Below are 15189 nucleotides of genomic sequence, written 5' to 3'. Positions count from 1 at the left end.
TTGTCACTGCCACGCAGCGCGGTTCAAGGCCGCCGCTTCCTCCCGCCACACGCCGAGCAACCGTCTTTTTTCTCACCGCCATACGCCCCCCATCGCCCGCTTTTTGTTCTCGCGCGTCAAAATCGATGCTTTGTTACCCATTGCCGTAACAAGCCGTTGTAAAACAGGGGAAAATAAACAATTGGTTACAGGGTAACTGCTTCCACTACTGGGAATTTTCCCATATACTGGATAAATTAACAGTTTACCAGTCGGAATCGCAACAGCATGACTGCGGAAGGACACCTTATATTCTCTGTCGCTTGCGCGATCTTCGCCAAGAAGGCGGAAGTGACGCCAGAGCTGGCTACCGGCGACTGGTGGCACATCATACCCGCCGCGCTGCTGACCTCACTGCTGCCGGACATCGATCACCCCAAGTCGGTGCTGGGCCAGCGTCTGCGCTGGATCGCCATTCCCATCGCCCGCGCCTTCGGCCACCGCGGTTTCACCCACAGCCTGCTGGCGATCGCCGGCGGCATGGCGCTGTTTCAGCTTGATGTGCCGCGCAGTTGGCCGATCCCGGCCGACGCGCTGCACGCCATGATCATCGGTTACTTCAGCCATCTGCTGGCCGACATGCTCACGCCCGCCGGCGTACCGCTGCTGTGGCCATGCCGCTGGCGTTTTCGCCTGCCGCTGCTCAACTCGCAAAAAGGCAACCAGCTGGAGCGGGTGCTGTGTCTGTGCCTGGTGGCGTTTGCCATCTGCTGGCAAGGTGATTTCACCCTGCCGGTGCAATCCTATGTCGAGCAAATCAGAAATATCAGACTCTGATCACAAAAAAACGCTTAACCCATCACCCATGTGTATATAAAACGAACAAAATCACACAAAAAGCTATATTAAATTCCATTTGGATATAAGTAGGCCCCTCGGCAAACTGTTACGATATTTACATCGCGACATACGTGATGCGTTGTCGTTTTTATAAGAAAGATTATTGGAGACATTGGGGATGAATCTTCCGCTCGTGATTAACGTGCTGGTGTTTGTCGCGCTCCTTTTGCTGCTGGCGCAAACCCGCCACAAGCAATGGAGCCTGGCGAAAAAAGTGCTGGTCGGCCTGGTGGTCGGCGTGGTGTTCGGTCTGGGCCTGCAGCTGGTGTACGGCTCCGACAACCCGGTACTGAAAGAATCCATCAGCTGGTTCAACATCGTCGGCAACGGCTATGTGCAACTGCTGCAAATGATCGTCATGCCGCTGGTGTTCGCCTCGATCCTGAGCGCGGTGGCCAAGCTGCATAACGCCTCTTCTCTGGGCAAAATCAGCGTACTGACTATCGGCACATTGCTGTTCACCACGCTGATCTCGGCGCTGGTGGGCGTGCTGGTCACCAACCTGTTCGGCCTGACCGCCGAAGGCCTGGTGCAGGGGGCGCAGGAAAGCGCGCGCCTGACGGCGATCCAGACCAACTACGTAGGCAAACTGGCCGATCTGACCGTGCCGCAGATGGTGCTGTCGTTCATCCCGAAAAACCCGTTCGCCGATCTGACCGGCGCCAGCCCGACCTCAATCATCAGCGTGGTGATTTTCGCCACCTTCCTCGGCGTGGCGGCGCTGCAGCTGCTGAAAGACGACAAGCCGAAAGGCGAGCGCGTGCTGGTGGCTATCGATACCCTGCAGGCCTGGGTGATGAAGCTGGTGCGTCTGGTCATGAAGCTGACGCCGTACGGCGTGCTGGCGCTGATGACCAAAGTGGTCGCCGGCTCCAACATTCATGACATCGTCAAGCTCGGCAGCTTCGTGGTGGCCTCCTATATCGGTCTCGCCATCATGTTCGTGGTACACGCCATCCTGCTGGCCTTCACCGGCGTGAACCCGATGAAGTTCTTCCGCAAGGTGTGGCCGGTAATCACCTTCGCCTTCACCAGCCGCTCCAGCGCCGCCAGCATTCCATTGAACGTGGAAGCGCAGACTCGCCGCCTGGGCGTGCCGGAATCCATCGCCAGCTTCTCGGCGTCGTTCGGTGCCACCATCGGCCAGAACGGCTGTGCGGGCCTCTACCCGGCGATGCTGGCGGTGATGGTTGCGCCGACCGTCGGCATCAACCCGCTGGATCCGGTGTGGATCGCCACCCTGGTCGGCATCGTCACCATCAGCTCCGCCGGTGTGGCGGGCGTGGGCGGCGGCGCCACCTTCGCCGCGCTGATCGTGCTGCCGGCGATGGGCCTGCCGGTGACGCTGGTCGCGCTGCTGATCTCGGTCGAACCGTTGATCGACATGGGCCGCACCGCGCTGAATGTCAACGGCTCGATGGCGGCAGGCACCATCACCAGCCAGCTGATGAAGCAAACCGACAAAGCCGTGATGGACAGCGAAGACGAAGTCGAACTGGCTCACCGCTAACGCCGTCTCAGAACAAAAAAACCGGGGATTATCCCCGGTTTTTTTATGCCCCGCTTTCGGTCGTTACGGCCGCTCGCCGTTCGCCAGCCGCCGGTTGATATCGGCGATCACACCCGGCAATTGCGCCAGCGTGTCTATCACATAGTGCGCGCCCGCCGCGTACAGCTTATCGGCGGCGGCCGTGCGGCGGCGCTCGATCTCCCCTTGCGGCATTTGGCGATACTCCGACCAGGTAGCGCCGAACTCGTTGCCGGACAGCGCCAGCCCGACGCTCCACATCCCGGCGTTCAGCCCTTCGGCAATGCCCGGCACCGCGTCATCCACCTTCACGCAGTGCGCCACCGCATCGATGCCCAGCACGATGACGTTCTGCAACGCCATCCACGGCCCCGGCCGCCCGCCGGCCGCGAGATCGTCAGTGGCGACCCAGTAATCCGGCGCGTAACCGCGCTGCGCGGCGGCCGGCGCCAGCACCTCCATCACCGCGCGCGGATAACCGGAGCAGGAGCCGATTTTAATGCCCTGTTCGCGCAGCCCGGCAATCACCTGCGGCACGCCCTCAATGGGATCGGCGAAGTCGATCACTTTGGCGATTTGCAGCGGCATAAACGCCTGATACAGCGCGTCGATGTCTTGATGGCTCATCGAGCGGCCCAGCTTCTGTCGCCAACGCGCGTCAACCGCCGGCAACTTGCCCAGCGCCTCGATGTGCTGCCATTTGCCGAGGCCCATCGGAATGCGCGCTTCCGCCAGGCTAATATCGATATCGAAGGTGTGTTTGAACGCCTCGACGAAAATCTGCGTCGGCGCAAAGGAGCCAAAGTCCACCGTGGTGCCGGCCCAGTCGAGGATCACTGCGTTGATCTGTTTCATGGTCAATCCTTATTGATTCCAGTACATCGCCTGCCCGACGGCCGCCAGCAAACGTTCGATATCCTGCGGATAAATTTCCCCGATGTTGCCGATGCGGAAGCAGTCGCTCTGCGACACTTTGCCGGGATAAATCACGAAACCTTGCTGCTTCAGGCGCTGATAAAACTCGGCGAAGCGGTAAGTGTCGGCCTTCGGCGAATAGAACGCGGTGATGATCGGCGAATGCAACGCATCGTCCAGCAGGGTTTCAAAGCCCAGCTCGCGCATGCCCGCCACCAGCCGACGCTGATTAGTCTGATAGCGGTGGTGGCGCGCGGCAATGCCGCCCTCTTGTTCCAGCTCTTTCAGCGCCTGCGCGAAGGCCAGCACGGTGTGGGTCGGCGACGTAAAGCGCCATTTGCCGGCCTGATCCTCCATACAACGCCACTGGGCATACAGATCCAGCGACAGCGAGCGTGAGCGGCCGGCGCATTTCTCCAGCTCGCTGCGGCGGGCGATGACAAAAGCGAAGCCCGGCACGCCTTGAATGCATTTGTTGGCGGAGCTGATCAGAAAATCGATGCCCAGCGCGTCCACATCCAACGGAATGCCGCCGAAGCTGCTCATGGCGTCGACGATAAAGGTCTTGCCGTTGCGCGCCGCCAGACCGGCAACCTTCTGCAGCGGGTTGAGCATGCCGGTGGTGGTTTCACAGTGCACCATGGCGATATGGCTGATGCGCGCATCGCTTTTCAGCACCGCCTCCATCGCCGTCACATCCGGTTCATTCACCTCACCGCAGTCGAAAGCGTGGTGGTCGATATCCATCAGCCGCGCCATTTCGATCATCCGCGCCCCGTAGGCGCCGTTATTGACGATCAGCAGCTTGTCCTGCGGGCCGATGACCGTGCCCAGCACGCCCTCTACCGCGAAGCTGCCGCTGCCTTGCAGCAGCACCGAGGTATAACCGGCGGACGGCGTCGCCAGCGCCACCAACCGTTGGCGAATGCGCTGCACCACGCCGAGGTTGTAATCTTCATCCCAGGTGCAGCTGTCATACAGCATCGCCTCTTTCACCGTTTTCGACGTGGTCAACGGGCCGGGGGTCAACAGCAGGTAGTTACGATCGGACATGTTATTCACCTATTGGTCTATACCAGATTGTGCGCATTGTGGCGGCAAATTCCTGCCTCGGTCAAACGACAAAGCGCGGTGAAACAAAAAATTCATCTGGCTATGTATAATAAGCGCGTGCCGGAATGTCGGGCCGATGCCATAGCGAGACGAAATGAAAGAACATCAGGGCGATATGCCTCACTACCTGCAGATCAAGGATCAGCTTCAGGCGCGCATCACCCGCGGCGCGCTACAGGCCGGCGATAAGCTGCCTTCGGAGCGCGAGCTGTGCGCCATCTTCTCCACCACCCGCGTCACCATTCGCGAAAGCCTGGCGCAATTGGAAGCCACCGGCGCCATCTACCGCGCCGATCGCCGCGGCTGGTTCGTCACGCCGGAACGGCTGTGGCTGGATCCGACGCAGAACACCAACTTCCACCGTCTCTGTCAGGAGCAAGGGCGCACGCCGCGCACCGCACTGCTGTCCGGCGAAAAAACCACGGTGCCGCTCGACGTGATGCAGCCGCTGGCGCTCGAACCGTTCGATCAGGTGTATCTGCTGCGCCGCGTGCGGTATGCCGACGGCCGCGCCATCTGCTATTGCGAGAACCACTGCCTGCCGCAGCGGGTGCCGGCACTGCTCAGTCACGATCTCAACGGCAGCCTGACCGAGGTTTATCAACAGCATTACGATTTGATTTACAGCAACATGCACCTGTCGTTCTACCCGACCGCCCTGCCTTATCGCGCCGCCAACGCGCTCGGCGCCATGGTCGGCCTGCCCGCGTTGCTGCTGCGCCGGTTGAATTACGATCAGCACGGCCGCATTCTCGATTTCGATATCGAATACTGGCGCCACGACAGCCTGCGCATCGAAGTCGATACGCTTTAACCCCCTGCATGCCGGGGCTGCGCCTGCCGCTCCGCCTTTCTCTCCCACGCCTAATCCCCGTCTCCGGCAACTATATTTTGCCGCTTTCATTTGTTTGTCATATTTGCCGATTAGCTTGGCCGCATATCTGGTGTATACCAGTTTCGCATAAACCCGCACAGTGAGGCTGAAGCTATGAAATTCTCTCGTCTGGTCGTGATGACCGCCATCGCACTCGGCGCCGCGCCGGCCTGGGCCGCCGACGCGGTGGTGACCGTCTACTCCGCCGATGGTCTGCACGACGGCGATCACAGCTGGTATCAAACCCAGTTCGACGCCTTCACCAAGGCGACCGGCGTCAAGGTGCAGTACGTCGAAGGCGGCTCCGGCGCCATCGTGGAACGCCTGTCGAAGGAGCGCAGCAACCCGCAGGCCGACGTGCTGGTGACGCTGCCGCCGTTCATCCAGCGCGCCGCCGCGGAAAAACTGCTGCAGGATTTCACCCCGCAGGATGCGGCGCAGATCGCCGACGCCCAGCCGCAGTTCGTGCCGCTGGTGAATAACTACCTGAGCTTCATCTATAACGCCAAACTGCTGCCGCAGGCGCCCGCCAGCTATCAACAACTGCTGGACGCGCAATTCCGCAATAAGCTGCAGTACTCCACGCCGGGTCAGGCGGGTGACGGCACCGCGGTGATGCTGCAGGCGTTTCACAGCTTCGGCAGCAAAGATGCCGGTTTCGACTACCTCGGCAAGCTGCAAAACAACAACGTCGGCCCTTCGGCCTCCACCGGCAAGCTGACCGCGCTGGTCAATAAAGGCGAGTTGCTGGTGGCCAACGGCGATCTGCAGATGAATCTGGCGCAGATGCGCAGCAACCCGAACGTGAAGGTGTTCTGGCCAGCCGGGCCGGACGGCAAACGCAGCACGCTGGTGCTGCCTTACTACATCGGCCTGGTGCAAGGCGCGCCGCAAAGCGCCAACGGCAAAAAACTGATCGACTTCCTGCTGAGCAAAGAAGCGCAGAGCAGCGTCAGCGCCATTTCCTACGGTATGCCGGTGCGCAAGGACGTCACCCCGACCGACGATAACTTCAGGCAGTCGCAGGCGGCGCTGAAAGGCGTGGACATCTGGGCGCCGGACTGGGACCAGGTGGTGAGCAGCCTGTCCGCCGATATCTCCCGCTGGCGCCAGGTGACCGAATGACGCTGACGATGCCTTCTACCCTCTCTTCCCGCGCCGAGGCGCGGGATAGCAGCCTCGACATCGCCGGGCCGTCGGGCATTCAGCTCAACCGCGTCAGCGTGTCGTATCGCGGCACCGAGGTGCTGAAACCCCTCACGCTCACCATCGCCCCCGGCGAAGTGCTGGCGCTGATCGGCCCCTCCGGCTCGGGCAAAACCACCGTGCTGCGGGCGATCGCCGGATTCGTGCAGCCCTCCGCCGGACGCATCGCCATCGGTGACATCGATGTCACCGACGTGCCGCCTTATGAGCGCGGCCTGGGCATGGTGGTACAGAACTACGCGCTGTTTCCGCATATGCGTGTCGAAGACAATGTGGCGTTCGGCCTGCGCGCGCAAGGCAAGCCACGCGGCCTCACCGCCGAGCGCGTCGAAGAAGCGCTGGCCATCGTCGGCATGTCCGCCTACGCCAAGCGCTATCCCAGCCAGCTTTCCGGCGGCCAGCAACAGCGGGTGGCGATCGCCCGCGCCATTGCGGTGCGCCCCAAAGTGCTGTTGCTGGATGAACCGCTGTCGGCGCTGGACGCGCAAATCCGCCACAGCATGGTGGAAGAGATCGCCCGCCTGCACCGCGAGCTGCCGGATCTGACCATCCTGTACGTCACCCACGATCAGGGGGAAGCGCTGACGCTGGCGGACAAGATCGGCATCATGCGCGACGGCCACCTGATCGCCCACGGCGAGACCCGCGCGTTGTACCACCATCCGACGAACCGCTTCGCCGCCGAGTTTCTCGGCCGCGCCAACCTGCTGCCGGCCACCGCGCTGGAGACCACCACCGGGCAAGGCATGACCACCGTCAGCTGCGCCGGCAAAGTGATCGGCTGTTTCACCTACGGCGCACAACGCGGCTTCGACAAGCTGCTGTGCATCCGGCCGCAGCATATTGCGCTCGATGCCGACGCTCAGCGCAGCAACTGCCTTATCGGCACGCTGCGCGATATTCATTGGCAGGGTGAACTGACGCACCTGCAGTTCGACGCGCAAGGCCACCCGCTGCGCGTGGTCACCACCCATCGCAGCCGGATGCCGCAGATCGGCGAACGGGTGCCGCTCTATTTCGCCCCCGACGATGCGGTACTGATCGAGGACTGACATGACCGACTCTACGCTTACTCGCCCGGCCCAGCGGCTGCGCTTGCCGCGCCGTCTGTGGATCCTGTTGCCGCTGCTGGTGCTGGCGACGCTGTTTTTCTACCCGCTGGCGCTGATCGTCAAACAGGCGTTCACCGACGAGCAAGGGCTGTTCAGCGTCGCCGCGCTGCAACAGGTGTTCGAATCCCGACGCTTTGTCGGCGCCCTGCTCACCACGCTGCAGATTGCGCTGCTGGCGACGCTGGGTTGCCTGGTGCTCGGCACCCTGCTGTCGCTGCTGCTGGTGTTCACGCCTTTCCCCGGCAGCCGACCGATCGCCCGGGTGATCGATACCTTTATCGCCTTGCCAACCTTCCTGATCACGCTGGCCTTCACCTTTATCTATGGATCCGCTGGCCTGCTGAACGGCACGCTGATGGCGGCCTTCGGCTTTACCCTGCCGCCGGTGGATTTTCTTTACTCCATTTGGGGGGTGATCCTGGCGGAAATCACCGTGTTTACCCCGCTGGTGATGCGCCCGCTGATGGCGGCGCTGTCGCAGATCGACCGCAGCCAGCTCGAGGCCGCCAGCATCCTCGGCGCCCGGCCGGGGCGCGTGGTGCGCCAGGTGATTTTGCCCGCCGCGCTGCCGGCCTTGCTGGCCGGCGGCAGCCTGTGTTTGCTGTTGACCACCAATGAGTTCGGCATCGTGCTGTTTATCGGCGCCAAGGGCGTCACCACGCTGCCGATGATGGTCTACTCCAAAGCGATTCTGGAGTCGGATTACGCCGTCGCCTGCACGATCGCCGTCGTGAATATCGCGCTATCGCTCGGGCTGTTCTCCCTTTACCGCTACGCCGCGGCGCGCGCCGGGCTGAGGAACTGACAATGTTGATTTGGTCCCGCACCGGACGCACCCTGACCTGCACGTTGACGATCACGCTGTTCGCCCTGTTCTTCTGCCTGCCGCTGGCGGTGATCCTGATGTCCAGCCTCAGTGAGCAGTGGAACGGCGTGCTGCCGAGCGGTTTCACCCTCAACCACTTCCGCCAGGCGTTCAGCGGCGCCTCCTGGGACGCACTGATCGCCAGTCTGGCTATCGGTTTCAGCGCCAGCCTGTTCGCGTTGTTGTGCGGCACCTGGGCGGCGTTGGCGCTGCGCCACGTGCCTGAACGCGGCCGACGGCTGCTGGGCACGCTGTTTTTCATTCCCAGCGCGGTGCCTTCGGTCTCTATCGGTTTGGGGATGCTGGTGGCGTTCAGCCAGGGGCCGCTGCAGATGAACGGCACCTTCCTGATCGTGCCCGCCGCCCACTTCGTGCTGATTTCCGCCTTTACCTTCGGCAACGTCATGGCCGGGCTGACCCGGCTGCCTGACGACTACGAGAACGTCGCCGCCAGCCTGGGCGCTTCGCCGCTGTTTCGCCTGCGCCACGTCACCCTGCCGATGATCGCCCCCTACATGATCTCCGCCTTCGCGCTCAGCCTGTCGCTGTCGATGGGGGAGCTGGGCGCGACCATGATGATCTACCCGCCGAGCTGGGCGACGCTGCCAGTCACGATCTTCAGCCTGACCGATCGCGGCAGCATCGCCAATGGCGCAACGCTGACCATGATCCTGGTGGCGGCCACGCTGTTGCTGATGTTGGTGCTGGAGCGGATTTCTCAGCGGCTGACGCCCGGCGCAAAATAACAGCAAGGCGCCGTCATGGCGGCGCCTTGCTCATCGAAACGCAGGTCAGAACGGGTAGTCGTGATAGCCCTGCTGTTCGGAAATGCGTCGGGCGGCGACGTGCAGCAACGCCACATACTCCTCCCGCGCCGCTTCGGAAAAGCGCAGCGTCGGGAAAGAGATGCTCAGCCCGGCGATCGCCACCCCGAACCTGTCAAAAACCGGTACCGCGATGCAGCGGATCCCCGCTTCTTGCTCTTCGGCATCTTCGCCGTATCCCTGCGCACGCACCCGATCCAGCACCGGCAACAGTTCGGCGGCGCTGGTCAGGGTATGCTCGGTGCTGCGGGTAAATTCAATCTGCGACAGGATCTGCGCCACCTCATCCCGCTCGCGCCAGGCCAGCAGCACCTTGCCGATGGCGGTGCTGTGCAGCGGGTTGCGGCGGCCGATGCGCGAATACATGCGCAGGTTGTACATCGCGTCGATCTTATGGATGTAGACGATGCCATCCTCGTCCAGGGCGCCGAGGTGGATGGTTTCACGGGTATGATTCGACAGCTCGCGCATCTGCACGTCGGCGCTACGGATCAGATCGACGTTCTGCAACGATTTGGCGCCCAGTTCGAACAGCTTGAGCGTCAGCGCATACTTTTCCGTCTCGCCCTCCTGTGAAACGTAACCCAGCGCTTTCATGGTCTGCAGAAACCGGTAGACGGTGCTTTTAGACATCATCACCCGCTGGGACAGTTCGGTAATGCCTATCTCGCGCTCATCGCCGAGCGCCTGCAAAATGCCGAACACTTTCATCACGGATGAGACGGCATCCGGTTGCTTGTCTGAATCTGCGTTAGCCATGGCGAATACCCTACTTAACGGTTTTGTTTCAGGAAATTTAAACAAGGGTTTCAGTATAATCGGAACAGATCGCGACGCGCAACGCAGCTGAAGGCTAAGCGATTGAAGCCAAATGAATAACCGCCTGCCGCTCACCGCCGTTTACAATTAAGCGGACAAGGGGCATGCAATCGCAGGCGAATATGATTAGCATGATAATACTCTCCTGAATAAATACCGCTGAGACCTGCATGCGTCCTTGTTCCGACGGCCTCCCCGTCCCGCAACGCTATGGGGCGATCCTCGCCATCGCCCTCGGCATTACCGTATCCGTGCTCGACGGCGCGATAGCCAACGTGGCGCTGCCCACCATCGCGCGCGATCTCAACGCCAGTCCGGCCAGTTCCATCTGGGTGGTTAACGCCTATCAACTGGCGATCACCGTCTCTTTGCTGTCGCTGGCGTCGCTCGGCGATCTGGTCGGCTATCGCCGCATCTATCAGGCTGGATTGCTGGTGTTCAGCATCACCTCACTGTTCTGCGCCCTGTCCGACTCGCTGCTCACCCTGACCATCGCCCGCGTGCTGCAGGGCTTTGGCGCCGCCGCCATCATGAGCGTCAACACCGCGCTGATCCGCATCATCTACCCGCAGCGTTTTCTCGGCCGCGGCATGGGCATCAACTCGCTGATCGTCGCCTGCTCCTCGGCGGCCGGGCCGACGGTGGCGGCCGCTATCCTGTCGGTCGCGTCCTGGCAATGGCTGTTCGCCATCAACCTGCCGATCGGCATCGTCGCGCTGCTGCTGGGGATGAAATTCCTGCCGGCCAACGGCCAAAAAAGCGATAACCGCCGTTTCGATCCCACCAGCGCCGTGCTGAATGCGCTGACCTTCGGCCTGCTGATCACCGCCATCAGCGGCTTCGCCCAGGGCCAGAGCCTGACGCTGATCTTCAGCGAGATCGCCGCGCTGCTGGCGATTGGCGCGCTGTTCGTGCGCCGCCAGCTGCGCCAGGAATTTCCGTTGCTGCCGGTCGATCTGCTGCGCATTCCGATCTTCGCCCTGTCGATGGGCACCTCAATCTGCTCGTTTGCCGCGCAAATGCTGGCGATGGTGTCGCTGCCGTTCTTCTTGCAAAGCGCATTGGGCCGCGACGAGGTGGCGACCGGGCTGCTGCTGACGCCGTGGCCGCTGGCGATCGTGGTGATGGCCCCGATCGCCGGCCGGTTGGTGGAACGCGTGCATGCCGGCCTGCTGGGCTGCATCGGGCTGGCGGTGTTCGCGCTCGGGCTGTTCTCGCTGGCGCTGCTGCCCGCGGCGCCGTCGAATATGGACATCATCTGGCGCATGGTGCTGTGCGGCGCCGGTTTCGGCCTGTTCCAGTCGCCCAACAACCACACCATCATCTCCGCCGCACCGCGCAACCGCAGCGGCGGCGCCAGCGGCATGCTGGGCACTGCCCGTCTGCTGGGACAAACCTCGGGAGCCGCCCTGGTGGCGCTGATGTTCAACCTGTTCCCGGCCTCCGGCACCCACGCTTCACTGATCCTGGCTGGGGTGTTCGCCACCCTGGCGGCGGCCGTCAGCAGCCTGCGCATCACTCAACCGACGACGCAAACGGCGCAGCCCAGCCGCGAGGTGAAATAGCGCACATAAAAGAGCCGAGCCCTCATCGATTGTAAAACCGACGGGGCCAGCACTGGCGGCCGGGCCGCGTCGGGTGCGGTGCCGGGAGCATGGCAGGCCAGGCGTCAGTCGCCGCACCTCAACGGGCTGCGGCCTTGTCGTAAACAGGCTAAATAGGCGTCGTCATCCGGATACCAGCCAACAAGGCGTTGGCCGTCGTTATCCATCCCCTCGAAGGCCTTGAGCAGGCCGGGGGCGAACATGCGCTTTATCAGATCTTCGGACTGCGCGCTGTCGATGCGGCAGTCGCAGCGCGTTTCTCCGTCAACCTGAACGAAGTTCTGCAACGAAGCGAGACATCGCGCGTCGAGATCGCCATGAACATGGATAAACTCCCCCGTTTCTACCAGGGTGAGCGCGGTCAGGTCTCCCCCCACCACGAACGCGCCGTCGTTTCCTGAGCTGCAATAGGCATGGCGTATGCGGACATCGTCACGCACGACCAGCCCGCCCCAGCAAATCAGCGTATCCGCCTGCAGCCGCCCCAGCACGACAATGCCGCCGTCCTCTCGCTGCGGTGACACCGCCAGGCATCTCTCCACGATCACATCGCCGTCCACGATCAGGTAATCGTAATCGTGGCCGTCGTGCTCGTCGGGGAAAAACGCCGGCTGGCGCAGATCGCCTGAATGCCAGCGAATAACCGGTGGCTCATCATCGTCATCATGCCGGTTCAACAATTCCGCAACCGCATCGGCGACACCGCCAGCCAATGCGGCCAGGCGCGCCGACACCTCATCACCGTTGAGTAAGGGAAGGTGGTTGATTTTCATAGGGCCTCAGGGACAAATGTCATTGTGCCAAAGCATATAACATGCGCTTCCAAAGCCAAACAGGCGGTCGTGACCGGGCCCGATGCGGCTTGCCCTCTCACCGGGTGATCTGGCACCGCGCCAGCCCAGGCTGAGAGGCCGAAAGACGCGGTTTGCAGGTGGGCTTCAGCGACTTCGGGCGCTGCTGCACGGCATTAACGCCCGCAAACTTCGCTGAAGCGCTCATCCCATTCATTGCCGAATTTCATTGCTGAATCCGTCGCCGCCACTGAAATAGCGGTTCAGTCATGCCATAAAAAAACCCCGGCAAGCCGGGGTTTTTCATTTCATTCAGCCGATTACTTCAGGTACTGACCGGTGCGCAGCGCTTCGATGCGCTTGTCGAGCGGCGGGTGCGACATGAACAGCTCGCTGAACGACTTGGATTTGCCGTTGATGCAGAACGCCATCATGCTGCCCGCTTCCTGCGGTTCATAGCTGGTTTTCAGACGCTGCAAGGCGGCGATCATCTTCTCGCGGCCCACCAGTTTGGCGGAACCGGCGTCGGCATAGAATTCGCGGTGACGCGAGAACCACATGGTGATGATGCTCGCCAGGATGCCGAACACCAGTTCCAGCACCATCGACACGGCGAAGTAAATCATCGGGTTGCCGTTGCCTTCCCCTTCACCGTCGCGGTTGCCCAGGAAGCCGGCGGCAACCTGTGCGATCAGGCGCGAAATGAAGATGACGAAGGTGTTCACGATCCCCTGGATCAGGGTCATGGTCACCATATCGCCGTTGGCGACGTGGCTGATTTCGTGCGCGATAACCGCTTCCGCTTCGTCGCGGCTCATGCTCTGCAGCAGGCCGGTGCTGACGGCGACCAGCGAAGCGTCGCGCCGTGCGCCGGTGGCGAAGGCGTTGATGTCCGGCGCGTGGTAGATAGCGACCTGCGGCATGGCGATGCCCGCCTGCTGCGATTGACGGCGCACCGTTTCCAGCAGCCAGTTTTCGGTTTCGTTACGCGGCTGTTCAATCACTTCCCCGCCCACGGAGCGCAGCGCCATCCATTTGGACATCAGCAACGACACGAAAGCGCCGCCGAAGCCGAACAGACCGGCCATGATCATCAGGCCCTGAACGCTACTGGATTGGATTCCTGTCAGGCTGAGCACCAGCCCGAAAACCAACATCACCGCCAGGTTGGTGAGCAGGAACAGAGCTATACGCATCATAAAATGTTTACTTCCTCATAAATGTTAACAAAACACTGTCCAGATACCCTGGATCGTATGGGCATTCGTCACAGTTTCAAGAGTTGCGCGCCATTAACCTACTAAAAATACGAAACTTTACAAAAACGACGCGCGACCGGGATTTGGCAAATTGTAAACGATTGTTGCGCAAGGCGGAGGGATTTTGCAGAAAAATTTCTTTGCCCGCACGCCATGACAACGAGAACCGTTATCCTCACGCTTTATAGGCCAATATCCGCTCAGCGCGTTTCATCATACCCCGCCTGATTCAGCGGCGATGAAAGTTTGAATCTCGCGATTAATTGTTACATTATAACATCACAATTAATCGTAAAGGGATGTCAATCATGTTATCGCGTATCGTCTGGATGCTGGCGACGTGGCTGCTTTTCTGCCAGGTCGCGCACGCTGAAATTCACCTCACCGACGTTGAAGGACGCCAGGTTACCCTGGCCGCCCCCGCACAGCGCGCCTATATCGGCTTTTACTACGAAGATTTTCTGGCGGTGAACGGCCCGGAGAGTTATCAACAGGTCGTCGCCTTCTCCAAAAGCGACTGGGCGTTGCGCGCCAGCCAATGGACGCGCTATCAGGCGGCGCTGCCACGGCTCGCTCAACTGGTCGATGTCGGTTCGCTCTATAACCAGAGCTTCGATTTTGAACGCCTGCTGACCACGCGACCAGACCTGCTGATCCTGGCGAAGTGGCAGCTCGACGGCTTCGCCAACTACCTGCCGGTGCTGCAACAGCTCAACATTCCTTACATCGTCGTCGACTTCAATCAGGGCGTTGAAGTCAAGCTCGCCAGCATCCGGTTAATGGGCCAGGCGATGGGCCACGCCGAGCGAGCGGAACGGCTGGCCGACGAATATCGCCAAAGTCTCGAGGATACCCGGCGGCGCATCCGCCAGGCGCAGCTGCCGCCGCCGGTCACCTACATTGAGCTGGGGGACAAGGGCCCCAGCGAGTACGGCAGCAGCTATGGCGCATCGATCTGGGGGCCGCTGCTGCAGCTGGCCGCCGCCGACAATATCGCCGCCGGCGTCGTCGGCAGCCCTTCCCCCTTGCGCGCCGACTATGTCCTGACCCGACGGCCCGAGGTGATTTTTCTCGCCGGTGGCGACTGGGAAAACATGCCGAACGCCGTGCCGATGGGCTACGGCACGCAGGCAGCCCCCCTACAGACGCGCCTGACGCAATACGCCCGGCGGGCGGGATGGCCGCAACTGCCGGCGGTAAAAAATCAGCGTCTTTATGCGCTTTACCATGGCGGCGCGCGCACGATTTACGATTTTATCTTTGTCCAGTATCTGGCAAAAGCGCTCTATCCCGCCGCGTTTGCCGATGTTGATCCCGCGCGCAATCTGGCGCAGTTCTACCATCAATATTTGCCGATAGAGGCGGACGGCGTCTTCTTGCAACGCTGGCAAGGAGAATAA

The 15189-nt window shown here is 61.5% G+C and carries 14 protein-coding genes; 9 read left to right on the top strand and 5 right to left on the bottom strand.

Annotation, left to right across the window (positions count from 1 at the left end; translation table 11 throughout):
• Positions 1-267 precede the first annotated feature (267 nt).
• Complete coding sequence (locus CPH57_RS07145; protein WP_033642861.1) at positions 268-816, top strand: metal-dependent hydrolase; 549 nt, start codon at positions 268-270, stop codon at positions 814-816.
• Between the two features lie 181 nt (positions 817-997).
• A complete protein-coding gene (locus CPH57_RS07140; RefSeq protein WP_172428004.1) occupies positions 998-2389 on the top strand; it encodes an L-cystine transporter in 1392 nt (463 codons plus the stop codon).
• 63 nt (positions 2390-2452) lie between these two features.
• Here CPH57_RS07140 and phnX read toward each other — a convergent pair whose 3' ends face one another.
• A complete protein-coding gene (gene phnX, locus CPH57_RS07135) occupies positions 2453-3262 on the bottom strand; it encodes a phosphonoacetaldehyde hydrolase (RefSeq protein WP_033642860.1) in 810 nt (269 codons plus the stop codon).
• 9 nt (positions 3263-3271) lie between these two features.
• Positions 3272-4375, bottom strand: a complete 1104-nt coding sequence (gene phnW, locus CPH57_RS07130) for a 2-aminoethylphosphonate--pyruvate transaminase (RefSeq protein WP_033640525.1) — start codon at positions 4373-4375, stop codon at positions 3272-3274.
• Between the two features lie 154 nt (positions 4376-4529).
• Here phnW and phnR point away from each other — a divergent pair, with 154 nt between their 5' ends.
• From phnR to CPH57_RS07105, 5 genes are all read left to right on the top strand, one after another.
• Positions 4530-5249, top strand: a complete 720-nt coding sequence (phnR, locus tag CPH57_RS07125) for a phosphonate utilization transcriptional regulator PhnR (RefSeq protein WP_033642859.1) — start codon at positions 4530-4532, stop codon at positions 5247-5249.
• 174 nt (positions 5250-5423) lie between these two features.
• Positions 5424-6434, top strand: coding sequence for a 2-aminoethylphosphonate ABC transporter substrate-binding protein (locus CPH57_RS07120; protein ID WP_033640527.1), 1011 nt, complete (start codon positions 5424-5426; stop codon positions 6432-6434).
• 8 nt (positions 6435-6442) lie between these two features.
• The gene (gene phnT, locus CPH57_RS07115; protein WP_231922835.1) at positions 6443-7567 is read left to right on the top strand and encodes a 2-aminoethylphosphonate ABC transport system ATP-binding subunit PhnT; all 1125 of its coding nucleotides are present in this window, start codon (positions 6443-6445) and stop codon (positions 7565-7567) included.
• A gap of 1 nt (position 7568) precedes the next feature.
• Positions 7569-8432, top strand: a complete 864-nt coding sequence (gene phnU / locus CPH57_RS07110; RefSeq protein WP_096242184.1) for a 2-aminoethylphosphonate ABC transporter permease subunit — start codon at positions 7569-7571, stop codon at positions 8430-8432.
• A gap of 2 nt (positions 8433-8434) precedes the next feature.
• Positions 8435-9238: an ABC transporter permease gene (locus tag CPH57_RS07105; protein ID WP_033642856.1), complete on the top strand. Its 804-nt coding sequence runs from the start codon at positions 8435-8437 to the stop codon at positions 9236-9238.
• Positions 9239-9283: 45 nt separating this feature from the next.
• Here CPH57_RS07105 and kdgR read toward each other — a convergent pair whose 3' ends face one another.
• Positions 9284-10075: a DNA-binding transcriptional regulator KdgR gene (gene kdgR, locus CPH57_RS07100; protein ID WP_033642855.1), complete on the bottom strand. Its 792-nt coding sequence runs from the start codon at positions 10073-10075 to the stop codon at positions 9284-9286.
• 230 nt (positions 10076-10305) lie between these two features.
• On the opposite strand from kdgR, the gene CPH57_RS07095 reads away from it, so the two are divergent.
• A complete protein-coding gene (locus CPH57_RS07095; protein ID WP_033642854.1) occupies positions 10306-11700 on the top strand; it encodes an MFS transporter in 1395 nt (464 codons plus the stop codon).
• 104 nt (positions 11701-11804) lie between these two features.
• On the opposite strand, the gene CPH57_RS07090 is transcribed toward CPH57_RS07095, so the two are convergent.
• Positions 11805-12512, bottom strand: a complete 708-nt coding sequence (locus CPH57_RS07090; RefSeq protein WP_060660797.1) for a hypothetical protein — start codon at positions 12510-12512, stop codon at positions 11805-11807.
• A gap of 338 nt (positions 12513-12850) precedes the next feature.
• A complete protein-coding gene (gene htpX / locus CPH57_RS07085) occupies positions 12851-13729 on the bottom strand; it encodes a protease HtpX (protein WP_033652481.1) in 879 nt (292 codons plus the stop codon).
• Positions 13730-14097: 368 nt separating this feature from the next.
• Here htpX and CPH57_RS07080 point away from each other — a divergent pair, with 368 nt between their 5' ends.
• Positions 14098-15189: an ABC transporter substrate-binding protein gene (locus CPH57_RS07080; RefSeq protein WP_096242183.1), complete on the top strand. Its 1092-nt coding sequence runs from the start codon at positions 14098-14100 to the stop codon at positions 15187-15189.

This window comes from Serratia sp. JKS000199 (assembly GCF_900215455.1).
In the GTDB taxonomy this organism is placed as follows: domain Bacteria; phylum Pseudomonadota; class Gammaproteobacteria; order Enterobacterales; family Enterobacteriaceae; genus Serratia; species Serratia ureilytica.
Note: the sequence above shows the minus strand (reverse complement) of the source record. Positions and strands in the feature narration are given on the sequence as shown.

Excerpts from the sequence above, each read along its gene's own strand:
- CPH57_RS07145 (WP_033642861.1), top strand. The coding sequence starts at position 268 with ATGACTGCGGAAGGACACCTTATATTCTCTGTCGCTTGCGCGATCTTC.
- phnX (WP_033642860.1), bottom strand. The coding sequence starts at position 3,262 with ATGAAACAGATCAACGCAGTGATCCTCGACTGGGCCGGCACCACGGTG.
- CPH57_RS07080 (WP_096242183.1), top strand. The coding sequence starts at position 14,098 with ATGTTATCGCGTATCGTCTGGATGCTGGCGACGTGGCTGCTTTTCTGC.
- htpX (WP_033652481.1), bottom strand. The coding sequence starts at position 13,729 with ATGATGCGTATAGCTCTGTTCCTGCTCACCAACCTGGCGGTGATGTTG.
- CPH57_RS07095 (WP_033642854.1), top strand. The coding sequence starts at position 10,306 with ATGCGTCCTTGTTCCGACGGCCTCCCCGTCCCGCAACGCTATGGGGCG.
- CPH57_RS07105 (WP_033642856.1), top strand. The coding sequence starts at position 8,435 with ATGTTGATTTGGTCCCGCACCGGACGCACCCTGACCTGCACGTTGACG.
- CPH57_RS07140 (WP_172428004.1), top strand. The coding sequence starts at position 998 with ATGAATCTTCCGCTCGTGATTAACGTGCTGGTGTTTGTCGCGCTCCTT.
- CPH57_RS07120 (WP_033640527.1), top strand. The coding sequence starts at position 5,424 with ATGAAATTCTCTCGTCTGGTCGTGATGACCGCCATCGCACTCGGCGCC.
- CPH57_RS07090 (WP_060660797.1), bottom strand. The coding sequence starts at position 12,512 with ATGAAAATCAACCACCTTCCCTTACTCAACGGTGATGAGGTGTCGGCG.
- phnU (WP_096242184.1), top strand. The coding sequence starts at position 7,569 with ATGACCGACTCTACGCTTACTCGCCCGGCCCAGCGGCTGCGCTTGCCG.
- phnW (WP_033640525.1), bottom strand. The coding sequence starts at position 4,375 with ATGTCCGATCGTAACTACCTGCTGTTGACCCCCGGCCCGTTGACCACG.
- phnT (WP_231922835.1), top strand. The coding sequence starts at position 6,443 with ATGCCTTCTACCCTCTCTTCCCGCGCCGAGGCGCGGGATAGCAGCCTC.
- kdgR (WP_033642855.1), bottom strand. The coding sequence starts at position 10,075 with ATGGCTAACGCAGATTCAGACAAGCAACCGGATGCCGTCTCATCCGTG.
- phnR (WP_033642859.1), top strand. The coding sequence starts at position 4,530 with ATGAAAGAACATCAGGGCGATATGCCTCACTACCTGCAGATCAAGGAT.